Raw genomic sequence first — 15159 nt, 5'->3', positions numbered from 1 at the left:
TTAATCTGAAGCCTGCCAGTTTCCGAAGCATGCAATAAAATCTCAGTAACTTGGCTGTCATCCGCTTTGGTTAGTTCGAATAGAGCTGTCGAAGCTGCGCCAAGTTCGACGAGCTTGCTTCGGTGACTACCAAGCCTCCTATGAACCGCAACATAGTTGCGTGCGGTACGATCCGTGAAGCCACAGCAGGCCTTAACCCATTTACCAAATGTCCGATCCGGAATGAGTTCGTGCGCTTTGGCGAGATGCGCACCTAAATCAAAAGCTTGCTCAGTAGAGCGTCGGCCAAGCCCGACAATATGTTCATGGCACTTTTTTAAGTTTTCGATTTGTTCTTTACCCAGTCCAGAAGCTTCATATTCAAACCCACGATCTTGAGTTTTTGATTTTGTATTTTTTTTCTTCATAATTACCATTTTAAAATCCTAAATTAAAATCTTACAAAATATCGGGCCAACCTCGCCCAATGTCATTATATCATATTTATCAATGAATTCATATAGTTATTATTTTCATGATTTTTGAAATCCAAAAACTTCGCTCAATAACGAGCGATTTTGCGCTGCCATTGCCGCTAAAATGACAGACATCCCACCTTATCAGTAACGATTGCCAAAATGACTTAATCCAGCACACACTTCAGTTACGTCGCGACTTCAATCACCCGTGCTCTGCATTGTTTTATAACCCTCGATCAAACGCCGTTTGTCGAAGCCAATAGGAACACCTGAAGAAAAGAGGATTTCTTTATTTTGTATTCTTTCAGGTTGCCGGGACAGTGAGTTGCCTTACCCGCAACCTGATTGGAGTTGCCCGCAGAGCACTACAAATTGGCGGCAATGCATTTCAATTCAGAAAAATTTGCAATAATCCGATTCAAAATACTGGATTACCGTTTCTGAATTCTAGAATTCTGATTCAAAAACAAACGGCGTTTGCGAAAGAGAAATAATGATTGCGCCGACAGTTTTTTGAGCTCACGCTATTGATATAAATCCGTGAGACTTAAATTATGACAATCAGAAAGCAAGAGGCGGAGCGCTTACGCAAACAACGTGAACGTCAACAAAAGGTGCGTGAGCGCCATAAACGAGACCGAAAACCATCGCGGGATGATATTGCCCGCGTCTTGCTGCATATGTTCATCATGAGATCTTATAAGACCAATCAAATGCACTTGCTCGAGGGCTATTGCGATATGATCGTTCGCAGGCTGAAAGCTCAGGGTTTTGATAAAGATGCAAGCTATGTTGTTATCGATGATCTCATTGAAAAATACACGAAATCAGATTGGCAGTTTTTTAGAAAGCTTCATTTGAAGGATGACGATACCCCAGCCAAGTGAGCTTGCCTTCGTTACGATATCTATGAATTAATTGAGGGTTTCACATCTGATAATGATGGCAGCCATTCTTAAATGATTTGGCAAACATCGTTTGTGCTCAATTTTGTCTTCCCCCCGTTACTTCATAGCACGGCGTTTGCAGATGAATCGCAATTATAGAGTTTCCCAGGAATAATTATTTGGAAACGCTGGCGGCAGATTTTTACTATTTTTATCTGTAGGCTAAGACGAAAAACGCTGTTTAATGTCGCTTAATTTCATGGATTCCGAGCTTCAAAAATCCTGCTGCCAAAAACTATTTTCAAATGTGCCCACAGGTATTTCATATGAGGGCCTTCCCGGGTTTCGCCGGTCCTGTCATAGTTTATGCATGTTCAATCACAGAACATAAAAACGGCTCCGTTAAGTGCGGGAACACCATAACGGAGCCTGACCTGAAACCTTCGCATAAAAGGAATACGGGCTATGGCCAGCTATAACGATACCTATTTTAGAATGGAAGAACCTGTAATCTGCTCAGCAGTTTTTACAGGACTGAAACGGAAATAATTTCCGCTTCAAATACGTTCGTGACGTCATAAACGAGAGTGACCGGCCAAGTTACAACTTGGTTGCCATCCGAAAGTAACCTGTAGCATCCGCCAACCTCGGCGCTCTGCCCAAAACTGGTTAACAAATACCTATTTTCAGATCTTTCGATATAACCTCGGCTCAAAAACTCGTCGAAAAGGAAAGGTTTGGCTTTAACTCCAATAATTCTGCCGAGTGCGCTAGTCGAAACCAACTCTTGGTCAAGGAATGGTTTTGGCAGCGCCGAGTCATTGGTATAGTTCTCACTGGAGGACGGCTGATCGGTCGAAGAATCATCGAGCTGCTCGTCTTGATGGCCCTGTTCAGCGGGTCTTGTTTCGTCGTTGAACTTTTCAGAGATTTCCTCGCCGCCTAAGCCATCAGAGCTTCTCCGGAAATCGCCAAACGTGCCTCGAATACCTGCATTCCATCCCGACAGTGCCGCTGCCTGTAGCATAGCATCTTGCATCATGATCTTTTGCTGTTCGCCAATGAGGATGAGCACTCCTTCGGCACGTGGGTTTCCAAGGCTTTGTGCTTTTTCTAGCCATCGCCGCGCGCTGCTTAGATCCGTTTCAACGCCTTCGCCTTTCCAATACATAAGGCCGATATTAAAACAAGCATTCGCACTGCCATTCTCTGCGGCGCCTCGGTACAGCTTGAGCGCTTTCTGGTTGCTTTGACTTACGCCTAGGCCTTTGAAATAGAGGTAGCCCAGTTCAAGTTGAGCGACTGTGTGGCCTGAGTCTGCTGCTTTTGCAAACATTCTTGATGCTTCTTGGTAGTCCTGAGAAATAAGGTGCCCGTCTTTATACATCATACCGATGGTAAACCATGCCTCGGAGTTGCCATGTTTAGCTGCCTGTTGTAGCCACTTCAGACCATCAACTTTGTGTCCGTCCCCAAATCCTCCACGCACGAGTTCCTTACCATACCGCAACTGAGCGTCGATATGGCCGAGGACCGAGGCGTCGGAAATGAGTTTTTTATAACGTTTGGGGGCGGAATGTTCAGCACGCAGTGCTTCTTCATACATTTCGTCCGCATTTTTCCGGAACAATTTTTTCCAAATATTCAATCCGTTTGCCCCTAATTCTTTGCTCCGCACTCCAAACTATATTGGGTGGATCTGATTCTAAAATGGAATGTCATCGTCAAAGCTGCTGGGGCTACTGACGGGGTCTGCGCTTCTATTTTGGCCTTCGCCGAAAGAATTGTCTCTTGTGGTGGTTAAGCCGGTCAACTGTCCGCCAATAGCGTTGACAACGATTTCCGTGCTGTACCGGTCAGCGCCACTTTGATCCTGCCATTTCCGCGTTTGGACCCGCCCTTCAACATATACCTTGTCGCCTTTTCGTAGATAACTCTCGGCGTACCGTGCGGCGTTCTGATCAAACACACTCACCGTGTGCCATTCGGTTCGTTCGCGCTTCTCTCCTGAGGCTCGGTCCGTCCACTGTTCGCTTGTAGCAACACGAAGATTTGCGACCTTCTGACCGCTTGGTAGATCTCTGGTTTCAGGGTCCATGCCTAGGTTGCCGATTATGATGGCCTTGTTGACGCTACCTGCCATTATTTGGTCTCCAACGCTGACTTCGCACTATAAGTTTCGTGTGTGGCAACGTTAGGCTGCAACCGAGGCAATGGCAAACTTAGAATGGTGGGACGGTTTCTTTATACCGCATACCGCCCGCTCCTACTGGAGTATATCCGCTCGAATGGTTTCCATACCGTATACTTGCTGACGACTGTTCAAGGCAGTCCAGTCAAGATCGGTATTTCCGAAGACCCGGTGCGGCGAATTGGTACGATCCAGAGCAGCCATTACGAGGACCTGCGGTTTCACCGATTCTGGTGGTTGCCGGGCGTTGCTGTTGCCACGCGCATTGAAGCTGCATTCAAACAAAACCACGTCGCAGAAAACATCCGTGGCGAATGATTCGATATGACGCCGGGCGAAGCGGAACGAAAAATCGAAGCGGAGATCCAGAAGCTCGGCATTTGGACACTGACCCAATCGCAGATGGAGCATCTCTTTGACCAGTGGATGCGTAAGAAGTGGGGCTTGCCAGAGCACGCGCAGTCGCCGCTCTCCGGGCGGGCACCGCGAAAAGATGAGCCCTGGGAACGATCGGCAGATAATTGTCAACGGGCATATCCGCGAAAGGTATCATGAGAATGCGGTCTTTCAGGTTGGTGCCCTGAAATTTCGACGAGCGTTATCAAGCAGATCATCATCACCGAGGTTAGCCGTGCCTGTTCGTCCGCCAGTCCATCGCCCGGTTGGATGGCGAGAGCAACGTGATCGCGACCGGGACTATGACCGCAAGCGCGATCCGGTTGTACGTAAGCTATACCGCTCGCGCCGCTGGCAAGCCGAACGCCTGTCGTTTCTGCGCGAGCATCCGCTGTGCGTCGACTGCGAAGCTCATGGCGTGATCCGCCCGGCGAACATCGTCGATCATATCGATCCGCATCGTGGTGATGAGACGGTGTTCTGGGACAGGGACCGGTGGCAGGCGCTGTGCGCCTCGTGTCACAGCCGGAAGACGGCGACGAGCGACGGCGGTTTCGGAAATCCTCGGCGCTCGGTGTGAGTTTTTCAGGCCCCCGGGGGCCTCGAAAGTTGTGAAGGCTCCGATTGGGGACCAGGGCGCGCCAAAAACACATCCGTGGCCAAAATGGAGCATGGGGGGTGCATGACCAAGATGTTGATTTTATTGGATACAGAAAATGGCAACCGCTGAAACTGCGCATATCGGTGTTGATGGCGGCGAGCGTCAGCTGACCGTCGAATATCGTCGCCTCGATGATCTGGTGCCATATGCCCGCAATGCCCGCACACATTCGGAAGCGCAGGTTGCCGAGATCGCCGGCTCGATCCGTGAATTCGGTTTCACCAATCCCGTGCTGATCGCCGAGGATGGCACCTTGATCGCCGGGCACGGCCGCGTGCTTGCCGCGCGCAAGCTCGGCATGGATACGGTGCCGGCTATTGTTCTGACCGGTCTTTCGGAAACGCAGCGCCGGGCGCTCGTCCTGGCCGACAACCGCATCGCCCTCAACGCAGGATGGGATGAAGACCTGCTGGCGCTTGAGCTCTCCGACCTGCAGGAGGCCGGCGTTGATCTCGGCCTGACCGGCTTTAATGACGACGAATTGCAGGATCTGCTCTACGGCAGCAGCATTGAACAGGACGGGCTGACCGAGGATGACGCCATTCCGGAAGTGCCGGCAACGCCGGTCACCCGACGCGGTGATCTGTGGCTGCTCGGTGACCATCGCTTGCTCTGCGGTGACAGCACAGACCCGGATGATGTGACCCGGCTGATGAATGGCGAACGCGCGACGCTGTTTGCGACCGACCCGCCCTATCTCGTCGATTATGACGGCACCAACCATCCGACGAAAAAGAACGCTTCAAAACGGGCGAAGAAAATTGCCAACAAGGATTGGTCCGAAGACTACATCGAACAGCCGCACTGGGACGATTCCAGCCAGGGACCGCAGTTCTACGAGGCGTTCTGCCAGCTAGCAATCGACCATGCCCTCGAGGAGAACGTCGCATGGTACTGCTGGCATGCTTCACGCAGGCAACGGATGCTGGAGAATGTCTGGGACCAGTTCGACGTCCTGCATCACCAGCAGATCATCTGGGCCAAATCCCGTCCGGTGCTGACCCGCTCGGTGATGCTGTGGGCGCATGAGCCGTGCCTGTTCGGCTGGCGCCGCGGCAAGAAGCCGAGGATCAACCGCGAGGGCTTTGAGAACTGGCCGACGACGGTGTGGAACATCCCGTCGTCGGAAATCGAGACCCGCGAGCATCCGACCTCAAAGCCGGTGCGCGTGTTCACGCTGCCGATGCAGCTGCATACCCGTCCGGGCGATATCTGTTACGAGCCATTCTCCGGCTCCGGCTCGCAGCTGATTGCCGGCGAGAAGACCGGGCGCAAAGTCTACGGGCTGGAACTGTCGGAGGCCTTCTGCGACGTCGTTATCCGGCGCTGGCAGGAGTTCACAGGCAAACAGGCGACGCTCGAAGACGATGGCCGCAGTTTTGACGCGGTCGCGGCCGAAAGGGTGCCGGATACCGGAGATGCCGCCCAGGATGCAACGGCATGAAGCAGTCGCGCACCATGTCGCTGGTGGAAGCGGTCGCCAATGTTGCCGTCGGTTACGGCATCGCGGTCATCACCCAGCTTGTGGTGTTTCCGCTGTTCGGGCTGACGACGACGCTTTCCGAAAACATGGCGATGGGCGCAATCTTCACCGTGGTGTCGATCGCACGCTCATACATGCTCCGACGTCTATTCGAGACCAAAAGACAAATCAGATCGCAGTATATCCCCCATCAACAAGGTAATAGCTGCCGGTGACAAATGATGCATCATCCGACAATAGAAATCGAACCACCTTAGCCACTTCTTCGGCGCGTCCAAGACGTCCGAGCGGATGGCGATCCACCAACTCCGAACGGATCTCGTCGGACAGATTATCCAGAAGCGGCGTGTCGATGTAAGCAGGTCCGACGCAATTTATACGCAAACCCTGCGGACCATATTCCGCTGCTGCATTCTTCGTCAGACCGACAACACCATGTTTTGCAGTCGTATATGCGCTGTTGCCGATCGCGGCGACCGTGCCATGGATCGACGCCATATTGACGATCGCGCAGTTGTTGGCACCAGCTTCCAGCATGACCGGGATCTGGTAACGCATGGCGTAGAGTACGCCGTTGAGATTGATGTCGATCACGCGTTTCCAATCAGCAAGATCAACTTCACCGGTAGGAGCGGCGTTTCCACCGATCCCAGCGTTGTTCACTGCATAGTTCAGTTTGCCATAGGTGCGGAGGGCAAAAGCAACAGCTCGTTCATTGTCGTCAGGTGAGGCACTGTCGGCCTTGAAGGGAGCAGCCTTTCCTTCAGCCACAGCGATTTCGTCTGCCACTCGTTGCGCGCCAGCTTCGTTGATGTCTGCCACGACGACACTGGCGCCCAGACCAGCCAGTTCCTTGGCTATGGCTTCGCCAATTCCGGAGCCCGCACCGGTAACCAGAGCAACCTTGTTATTGAAAGACATGATGGCCCCTTTCTGTGATTTGGCATCGCTAAGCCTATATCAACACGAAAAGTGTCCGTGGGGAAGTCACCGTTCAATAAATAGTCGGGGCGCAGAATCGCGCATTATTGGAGTTTTGACATGGCCGGCCGCAAGCCGCTGCCAACGCATTTGAAGCTGGTCAAGGGCACCGCCCGACCGCACCGCATGAACGAGGCCGAGCCAAGGCCGGTGGTGGCAGTGCCCGCGCCGCCGGATCATCTCGACGAGGAAGCGCAGGCGAAGTTCACCGAGATGGCCGAGATGCTTGCGCGCCATGGCGTGATGACCGAGCTCGATGCTGGCGCGCTCGCTCGCTACGTTGTCATCTGGCGGCGCTGGATCGAGGCGGAACAGGAAGTCAAACGCCGCGGCCATGTTGTGAAGACATCGAACGGCAACATCATCCAGAACCCGTTCCTGGCGGTGGCCAACAAATGCCTGGCGCAGATGCACCAGATCGAGAGCGAGTTCGGCCTGACGCCCTCGAGCCGCTCGCGCATCCGCATGGCAGAGCCTGCCGAGAAGGCGGACCCATTTGAGGACTTTCTGACCCGTGGCCGCAAGAAGTAGATCGAGATCCGGCAAGAATACCTGCCCGGTCACGGCCTATGCTCGCGCTGTTGTCAGCAGCAAGATTGTCGCTGGCCGGCTGGTACGGCTGGCCTGCGAACGGCATCTGGCTGACCTGAAAGCTGGAAGCAAACGCGGTCTGGTTTGGGATATTGATGCTGCACGGCACGCGATCGACTTCTTTGGTCATCTGCGCCACTCGACTGGTGAATGGGCCGGCGAGCCCTTCGTGCTGCAGGACTGGCAGCAGTTCGTCGTCGGTTCGCTTTATGGCTGGAAGCGCAAGACCCGTTCGACCCAACATGGATTGCGCCGGTTTCGCACTGCTTATGTCGAGGTGGCGCGCAAGAACGGCAAGTCGGTGCTCTTGGCCGGCACCGCACTCTATGCATTGATTGCAGATGGTGAGCCGGGTGCACATGTCTATTCGGCGGCAACGACACGTGATCAGGCGCGCATCGTCTTCGGCGAGGCTGAACGCATGGTGGCAGCAAGTTCTGCTCTGCAGGCAAGGATCACCAGGACCGTGAACAATCTGGCAGTGCTGCCGACCTCGTCCTGGTTCAGGCCATTGTCTGCTGATGCGACCAAGATGGACGGATTGAACATTCACTTTGCGGCCGTCGACGAAGTCCATGAACATCCTGGACCCGAGATCATCCAGAAGCTCAACACGGCAACCGGTGCACGTCGTCAGCCACTGATCTTTGAGATTACCACGGCCGGTTATGACCGCCATTCCGTCTGCCGCCAGCATCACGAGTTCTCAGTCAAGGCGCTGGAAGGAACGCTGCCGACGGATTCATCAGATAGCTGGTTTGGCTATATTGCCACCATCGATGAAGGTGACGACTGGACTGATCCTGCGGTGTGGGTGAAAGCCAATCCAAGCCTCGGCGTCACAGTGAAGGTCGATGACCTGAAGCGCCAGATCGATGAAGCAAAGGAAATGCCGGCGCAGCAGAATGCCATCCGCCGCCTGCGCCTGAATGAATGGACCGAACAGGTCACGCGTTGGCTCGACATGAGCGTCTGGGAGGAAGGTGGTCATCCCGCCACCACCGACTGGCGGATTGTCAAACACGATCTGGAAGAACTGGAGCAGAAGCTGCTTGGGCGTGAATGCTATGGCGGGCTTGATCTTGCCCGCGTCAATGACCTGTCCGCTTTCGTGTTATTGTTTCCGCCGACGCTCGATGCCGAGCTTGGTGCGCTGTCGGATAAATGGATTGTGCTCTGCCGCTTCTTCATCCCTGAGGATGACATTTTACGCCGCGTGCGCCGCGACCGTGTTCCCTATGATGTCTGGCGGGATCAGGGCTTTTTGACAGCCACACCCGGCAACGCTACCGACTTTGCCTTCGTGGAAAAGGAAATCCTGGATCTTGCCTCCCGCTTCGACATGCGTGAGCTCTCTTACGACCGCACATTTGCTGGCGAGATCGTCCAGAACCTGCAGGATGAAGGTTTGAGCCTGGTGCAGTTTGGACAAGGGTTCTTGAGCATGGCTGCTCCGACGGCTGAGCTAGAACGGCTGTCGGTATCACGATCACTCTGGCATGGCGGCCATCCGGTGCTTAGGTGGAACGCCTCCAATGTTGCTGTACGCCATGATCCGGCTGGCAACATCAAGCCAGATAAGGAGCGCTCGACTGAGCGGATCGATGGCATCGTTGCCATCTGCAATGCGCTTGGTCGGGCGTTAGCTCGAGACGTCAATGCTGGACGCTCGATCTATGAGACGCGCGGCATCCTCGTAGTTTAAAGCAGGGAAAGTTGAATGGGATATTTGTCCAACCTGCTGAAAGCGGCTGTTGGCAGGGTGCCGAACGTTTCTGCGTCCACACCAGAGAACCTTGTCACGGTGGATGGTGAGCGCACGCTCGATTTGATGCGGGCCATGTCCGCAGCGCTAACCGAAAGTGGGGCGAATGTCACGACGGCAACGGCACTCAAGAACACAACCGTGTTTCGGTGCGTGTCGCTGATTTCTTATACGATCGGCATGTTGCCGCTGCACTTGTTCGAGGTGGGTGACGACAGGCGAAAGGCTGAACACCATCCGCTCTATCGATTGTTGATGACGCAGCCGAACGATTGGCAGTCAGCGTTTGACTTCAAAGCGTTGATGCAAATGCGGGCATTGGTCGAGGGTGATGCGTTCGCATTGATTGTCCGCTCCATGGGTAGGCCGATCCGTTTGGTACCGCTCGCGGGCGGCATGGTGTCGATCAAGCAGAATGACGATTGGTCGGTCGAGTATCGCTATCAGCCGCCGAAGGGTGCGGTGAGGGTATTCGGGGCCCATGAAATCCTGCACCTGCGTGGGCTTTCCCATGACGGCCTGCGCGGCATGTCGCTGGTGCGCCAGGCTGCCGAAGCCATCGGGCTTGCACTTCAGACCGAGCGTGCTGCTGCCCGGCTCTTTCGCAATGGCATGCTGGTTGGTGGTGCATTGAAACACAAGGGCAAGCTCTCACCCGAAGCCTATGAGCGCTTGAAGGCTAGCATGGCAGATCGCGAAAGTGCCGAGAACGCGCACAAATGGCTGATCCTGGAAGAAGACATGGAAGCATCGCCGTTCAGTCAGACCGGCAAGGACAACCAGCACCTTGAAACACGTCAGCACCAGATTGAAGAAATCGGCCGCGTGTTTGGTGTGCCCCGCCCACTATTGATGGTCGATGACACGTCATGGGGCTCGGGCATTGACGTGTTGGGCCAGTTCTTCGTGCGCTACGGACTGGCTCCTTGGTTTACGGCCTGGGAGCAAGCCATTCATCGCTCGGTTCTGAGCGGTGGAGAAAAAGACCAGCTTTACGCCAAGTTCAACGAGGGCGCGCTGCTCCGCGGCTCCATGAGCGATCAGGCCGAGTTCTTTGCCAAGGCGCTCGGATCGGGCGGTCATCAGCCCTGGATGGATGTGAACGAGGTGCGCGCACTTCAAGAATTGGGCAAGGCCAAGCCTGGCCAGCTTCCACCCGCACCCGGACAACAGGAGAATGGCAATGAGCCTTCGCAAGCTGCCTGAGATCATGGCTGAGCGTTTGCCGACAATCTGCGCCTTCGAGCCTGATGCCGACGCTATCAGCAAATGAGATGCTGGCATCATGGCGCGCGACCCATCGGACGCAACAATCTCCATCCTCGACGTGATTGGTGAAGATTCTTGGAGCGGCGGCGGCGTGACCTCAAAGCGTATCGCCGCAGCGCTACGCTCGATCGGCGACGACCAAGTTCAAGTGGACATCAATTCGCCAGGCGGTGATTTCTTTGAAGGCGTCGCAATCTACAATCTGTTGCGCGCGCATCCAAATAAGGTGACCGTTCGCATCCTCGGTATCGCAGCGTCAGCTGCTTCCGTCATTGCCATGGCCGGCGATGAAATCCAGATCGGCAAGGCCGGCTTTCTCATGGTGCACAATGCCTGGGTGCTGGCGGTCGGCAATCGTCATGATCTGGCTGAAGCGGCAAAGACCATGCAGCCATTCGATGATGCCATGGCAACGGTCTATGCCGATCGTGCTGGTGTCGACAAAGCCACAGCAATTGGGTGGATGGACAATGAGACATGGTTTAGTGGCGCACAAGCCATTGAGACGGGGCTCGCCGACAGCTACCTGTCTGCCGACACCGTCATCGACGACAAAGCCAGGGCTGACAGCACACGCTCGATCCATGCAGCGCGACGTGTTGATGCCCTGCTTGCCAGAACAGGAATGACCCGATCAGAACGCCGTGCGCTTCTGGCCGAGGTAAAGGGCGGCAAGCAAGACGCTGCCGTGACCGTCATGCACGACGCTGACGATCTGAAGGCTGCCATCGAGCAGCTTCGTTCAACAATACGGTCATAGGAGACAAGAAATGACCCAGCATGTGAGCCAGCGCAAAACGCGCGGGATCGTCGCCGTGCGCGCTGATGGCTCGTCCGACGTGACAAAGCTATTTGCCGATCTCAACAAGGATTGGGAAGCCTTCAAGACCACGATGTCGCAAAAGGATGCCGAGATTGCAGCCCGGTTCGACGATGTTGTTACCACTGACAAGCTGAAGCGCATTGAAGAGGGCATTGGCGAAACCAACGCCAGATATGAAGCAGAAATCGACAAGCTCAATGCAAAGTTTGCTGCAATGTCCGTCAATGGTGGCAGTGATGGTTCGCAGCTATCGGAAGCCGATCGCGCCTACAAGGCCACCTTCGAAGAGTGGTTTCGGACCGGTGATGGTGAAAGCAACGTCAAGGCTGCGATCCGTGCTGGCGAAATCACCGCAGCGTATGAAGTCGGTGACGATAGCAAGGGCGGTTATACCGCTCCGATCGAATGGGATCGTACCATTACGGACGAGCGCGTCGAGATTTCTCCAATGCGCCGCTTTGCATCTGTCCAATCTGTAACCGGCCAGGGCTTTACCAAGCTCTACAATCTGCATGGCACCACGTCAGCTTGGGTGGGCGAAACGGCGAACCGTCCGCAAACCGACGGCTCAGTTCTGGCAACTTATGCGTTCTCCTTTGGTGAGATCTATGCGATGCCAGCGGCCACCGAGCGCATTCTAGAAGACAGCGAGATCGATATGGCGGCCTGGCTTGCGAGCGAGGTCAATATCGAATTCGCCTATCAGGAGGGTGCTGCGTTCATCAATGGCGATGGGGTCAACAAGCCAAAAGGCATCTTGCGTTATGACGCTACGACCGAGACCGCCCTACCAGCGGCACAGCGCCATCCACTTGGCCCTATCAGTGAGGTGCTGACCGGTGACGCCAATGGGCTGACAGCAGATGGTCTGATCGACCTGATCTACGACCTGCCGGAAGATCGTTCGCAAGGTGCAGCCCTTTACGCTAACCGGAAGACACACGCCATCATTCGCAAGATGAAGGATGGCCAGGATAACTACCTGTGGCAGCCACCTTTCCAGTCGGGTCAGCCGGCGCAGGTCCTTGGCCAACCGATCCACGAGTTGGCCGGCATGCCAGACGTTGCCGCAGGCACCATTCCGGTGCTGTTTGGCAATATGGCTCAGGCCTACCGGATCTTCGATCGGGTCGGCATGTCGGTGCTGCGCGACCCTTATACCAACAAGCCCTATGTGCTGTTCTATACGCGAAAGCGCGTCGGTGGCGGCATGTGGAACCCGGAATGGATACGCTATTACCGCGTGGGTGATGGCACCTGATCGCTTGCATGATCAGACGGGCGGCTTCGGTCGCCCGTCTCCTTCCATGGAGATCAGTTCAATGAAGTTCATCAAACCCTTTCGCGGCGCGCCGAAAAGCGAAGCATTCCCTCGTGAATACAAGGCTGGCGACGAATGTCCGCCTGAGCTCGAGCGCGCTGCACGTGCTGCCGGTGCACTTGCGCCCGAGAAGAAACCCACAACGAAGAACAAGAGCGACGACTGACATGCACCGCCCTGTTCTTCTCACGCCAGCATCAGAGCTGCCCATATCAGTCGAGGAAGTTGCCCGCCTTCTGAACAAGGTGGTCTGGAATGGTGACGATATGGAAGTGGAGGATGCGGAAAACATCGAATTCGCGATCCTATCGGCCATTCATCACTACGAAGGTTGGAATGGCATCTTGGGCATCAGTCTGGCGGTTCAGGAATGGCGGCAGGACTTTGATGCGTTTGAGCGCGAGCTGCACCTGCCATTGGGACCTGTTCTGCCAACCGGCATGAGGGTGATGGACGGCGATGGCGTAGAGGTTCCGTTCAGCGACTATGTGCTGCGCTATGATGCAGGCGGCAGGGCTTCTATCCGGTTCAACGCAGACTATCTTCTGCCCGCCGGCAGCGCGTCAGTTACCTATCAGGCAGGTTTTTCTGAACTGCCAAACGACATCAAGGCAGCGATCGTGCTTCGCGTTCAGTTGCTTCTGGATGAGGCAGCGACAGGCAACAGCCAATATCTGGAACGCGCCGAGGAAAGCCTCATCGCGAATTATCGGCGCTACCAGCTATGATGACAGCACAGCGGCTCGACAGGCGCATTACCATCAAGCGTCCCGGCGAAGAAATTGGTCGTGATGAATGGAACCTGCCGATCTTTGGCCCAGACATTGAACTCACCCTTCCTGCAGCGCGGTTTGATGTAAGCGATGGTGAGCGTTTTGCCGCTGGTTCAGTTGGTGCATACCGCATGACCCGGTTCATCGTGCGGCATTCTCGAAACACGGCCGGCATAGTGCCATCGGATGAACTGATCCACGAAGGCAGGGTTCATAACATTCAGGGCATCAAGGAGCGTGCCGAAGGTCGCCGACGTTGGCTTGAGATAACGACCTCTGTCGATACGGACGACCAGTCAAGTGCCTGAATGGCTCTCAGGATTGACGACCATGTATTGCGGATTGGCTATTTGCACCACCGCAGCACTAAGGCCGTCCTCCAGCCATAGCTTGGGCCTCCCAGCGAAAGGACATCATCATGAACGCGAACGCCTCTAGCAGCGCGGCGAATACTGTCGCGCGCGACAAATATCATGTCTATCGGCCCTTGCTTGACCTCATCGGCCATGCCGAGGGCACCGACCGAAAGCGTGGCTATAATGAAACGCTCGCCTACGGTGCCTTTACCGGCGGCGACGTCAATCTCTGCGCCATGACGTTGAAGGAAATCGATGCTCTGCAGACGAAGATGCTCCGGCACCCCGCAAACAGCTTCAACTCCTCGGCACTTGGGAGATACCAGATCGTGCGCACCACGCTCCGCGCCATCCGCACGTCGCTCAGCCTCTCCGACAATGCCCTCTTCGATGCGGACATGCAGGATCGCTGCGCCTGCTATCTGCTGGGCCTTCGTGGCATCGACAAGTATCTTTCAGGACGTCTGGCGGAAGACACTCTCATCGATAATCTGGCGCGTGAATGGGCTTCCTTGCCGATGGTCTCAGGAAAAGGAGCCTATGCCAACCAGAACGTCGCGGTGAGAACGGAAGACGTTCGACAGGCCTTGGCAGAGGTGAAGAAGCGGCACGCCGCAGCGCAGCCCAAACGAGAAATTGTGGTAGAAAGGAAGGTGGAGAAGCCCGTCGTTCCCGTCACCGTTGAAGCGGAAATCCGCAAGAAAACTGATCAATGGAGCTGGATCACCACCATCTTCGGCTCGGGCGGTGCAGGACTTGCAGCGCTCGCCGGCATGGATTGGCAGACCGTCACCGCCATCGGTGCACTCGCGCTTGGAGGGCTCCTCGTCGCACTGCTGCTGCGGCGGCAGATCGTGTGTGCGATACAGGATGTTAGGAAAATAATCGAGGGATGATGAAATCAGCAACCGATGCTTCAACACTACTCTGTGATCGCCCGAATATAGGCTATCGACTATAGCCGCGAGTTCCAGGCGCGCGCAGCCGACGAGCTCGATCTGTTGCCCGAGGGATCTCCAATCTCCGAAAAGCTCTCCGACTACAGCGTCATGCGGGACCAAGCTCAGGCGTGCCAGTGAGCCGATTCAACCTGCTAACCCCATGACCTGATTGGTCTTGCCTCGGTTTCGTTCCGGTCTTTTTGAGAGCATTATTTGTTATCAAGGAGACCATATATGTCATTAAAGCATAGTGATGAATTTAA

At 54.9% G+C, this 15159-nt stretch carries 18 protein-coding genes; 13 read left to right on the top strand and 5 right to left on the bottom strand.

The genetic code is table 11. The features are described 5' to 3' along the window. Positions 1–416: DUF3102 domain-containing protein (locus FHS77_RS14640; protein ID WP_184224672.1), on the bottom strand; the 416-nt coding region annotated here is incomplete at its 3' end. A gap of 596 nt (positions 417–1012) precedes the next feature. Here FHS77_RS14640 and FHS77_RS14635 point away from each other — a divergent pair. After that, positions 1013–1345, top strand: coding sequence for a hypothetical protein (locus FHS77_RS14635; protein ID WP_184224671.1), 333 nt, complete (start codon positions 1013–1015; stop codon positions 1343–1345). A 526-nt stretch (positions 1346–1871) separates the two neighbouring features. Here the strand turns inward: FHS77_RS14635 and FHS77_RS14630 are convergent. From FHS77_RS14630 to FHS77_RS14620, 3 genes are all read right to left on the bottom strand, one after another. Beyond that, entirely contained in the window at positions 1872–2993 is a 1122-nt protein-coding gene (locus FHS77_RS14630) for a tetratricopeptide repeat protein (protein ID WP_184224670.1), read from the bottom strand. A 57-nt stretch (positions 2994–3050) separates the two neighbouring features. Continuing rightward, positions 3051–3488, bottom strand: a complete 438-nt coding sequence (gene ssb, locus FHS77_RS14625) for a single-stranded DNA-binding protein (protein WP_184224669.1) — start codon at positions 3486–3488, stop codon at positions 3051–3053. 123 nt (positions 3489–3611) lie between these two features. Beyond that, positions 3612–3992, bottom strand: a complete 381-nt coding sequence (locus FHS77_RS14620) for a hypothetical protein (protein WP_184224668.1) — start codon at positions 3990–3992, stop codon at positions 3612–3614. Positions 3993–4167: 175 nt separating this feature from the next. On the opposite strand from FHS77_RS14620, the gene FHS77_RS14615 reads away from it, so the two are divergent. From FHS77_RS14615 to FHS77_RS14605, 3 genes are all read left to right on the top strand, one after another. Next, positions 4168–4512, top strand: a complete 345-nt coding sequence (locus tag FHS77_RS14615) for an HNH endonuclease signature motif containing protein (protein ID WP_343061031.1) — start codon at positions 4168–4170, stop codon at positions 4510–4512. A gap of 136 nt (positions 4513–4648) precedes the next feature. Then, positions 4649–6037: a site-specific DNA-methyltransferase gene (locus FHS77_RS14610; RefSeq protein ID WP_184224666.1), complete on the top strand. Its 1389-nt coding sequence runs from the start codon at positions 4649–4651 to the stop codon at positions 6035–6037. Then, positions 6034–6291, top strand: a complete 258-nt coding sequence (locus FHS77_RS14605; protein WP_184224665.1) for a DUF7220 family protein — start codon at positions 6034–6036, stop codon at positions 6289–6291. The genes FHS77_RS14610 and FHS77_RS14605 overlap by 4 nt, the downstream gene beginning before the upstream one ends. On the opposite strand, the gene FHS77_RS14600 is transcribed toward FHS77_RS14605, so the two are convergent. Next, entirely contained in the window at positions 6245–6997 is a 753-nt protein-coding gene (locus tag FHS77_RS14600) for an SDR family NAD(P)-dependent oxidoreductase (protein WP_184224664.1), read from the bottom strand. The genes FHS77_RS14605 and FHS77_RS14600 overlap by 47 nt on opposite strands. Before the next feature lie 120 nt (positions 6998–7117). Here FHS77_RS14600 and FHS77_RS14595 point away from each other — a divergent pair, with 120 nt between their 5' ends. From FHS77_RS14595 to FHS77_RS14555, 9 genes are all read left to right on the top strand, one after another. Further along, positions 7118–7588, top strand: a complete 471-nt coding sequence (locus FHS77_RS14595; protein WP_184224663.1) for a phage terminase small subunit P27 family — start codon at positions 7118–7120, stop codon at positions 7586–7588. Next, a complete protein-coding gene (locus tag FHS77_RS14590; RefSeq protein ID WP_184224662.1) occupies positions 7572–9353 on the top strand; it encodes a terminase TerL endonuclease subunit in 1782 nt (593 codons plus the stop codon). Before FHS77_RS14595 ends, FHS77_RS14590 begins: the two co-directional genes overlap by 17 nt. A gap of 15 nt (positions 9354–9368) precedes the next feature. Then, positions 9369–10619 carry a phage portal protein gene (locus FHS77_RS14585; protein WP_184224661.1) on the top strand — a complete coding sequence of 417 codons (1251 nt, stop codon included), beginning with the start codon at positions 9369–9371 and terminating at the stop codon, positions 10617–10619. A gap of 79 nt (positions 10620–10698) precedes the next feature. After that, the gene (locus FHS77_RS14580) at positions 10699–11442 is read left to right on the top strand and encodes a head maturation protease, ClpP-related (protein WP_184224659.1); all 744 of its coding nucleotides are present in this window, start codon (positions 10699–10701) and stop codon (positions 11440–11442) included. 10 nt (positions 11443–11452) lie between these two features. Then, positions 11453–12766: a phage major capsid protein gene (locus tag FHS77_RS14575; protein ID WP_210307158.1), complete on the top strand. Its 1314-nt coding sequence runs from the start codon at positions 11453–11455 to the stop codon at positions 12764–12766. Continuing rightward, positions 12756–12992: a hypothetical protein gene (locus FHS77_RS14570; RefSeq protein ID WP_184224674.1), complete on the top strand. Its 237-nt coding sequence runs from the start codon at positions 12756–12758 to the stop codon at positions 12990–12992. Before FHS77_RS14575 ends, FHS77_RS14570 begins: the two co-directional genes overlap by 11 nt. Before the next feature lies 1 nt (position 12993). Then, complete coding sequence (locus FHS77_RS14565; protein WP_184224657.1) at positions 12994–13554, top strand: hypothetical protein; 561 nt, start codon at positions 12994–12996, stop codon at positions 13552–13554. Then, a complete protein-coding gene (locus FHS77_RS14560; protein WP_184224655.1) occupies positions 13551–13907 on the top strand; it encodes a phage head completion protein in 357 nt (118 codons plus the stop codon). The genes FHS77_RS14565 and FHS77_RS14560 overlap by 4 nt, the downstream gene beginning before the upstream one ends. A gap of 110 nt (positions 13908–14017) precedes the next feature. Continuing rightward, positions 14018–14851 carry a lysozyme family protein gene (locus FHS77_RS14555; protein ID WP_184224653.1) on the top strand — a complete coding sequence of 278 codons (834 nt, stop codon included), beginning with the start codon at positions 14018–14020 and terminating at the stop codon, positions 14849–14851. The last annotated feature ends 308 nt before the right edge of the window (positions 14852–15159 follow it).

The sequence above is a fragment of the Paenochrobactrum gallinarii genome (genome assembly GCF_014205685.1).
Lineage (GTDB): Bacteria > Pseudomonadota > Alphaproteobacteria > Rhizobiales > Rhizobiaceae > Paenochrobactrum > Paenochrobactrum gallinarii.
This window is presented reverse-complemented; position numbering and strand designations above follow the sequence as displayed.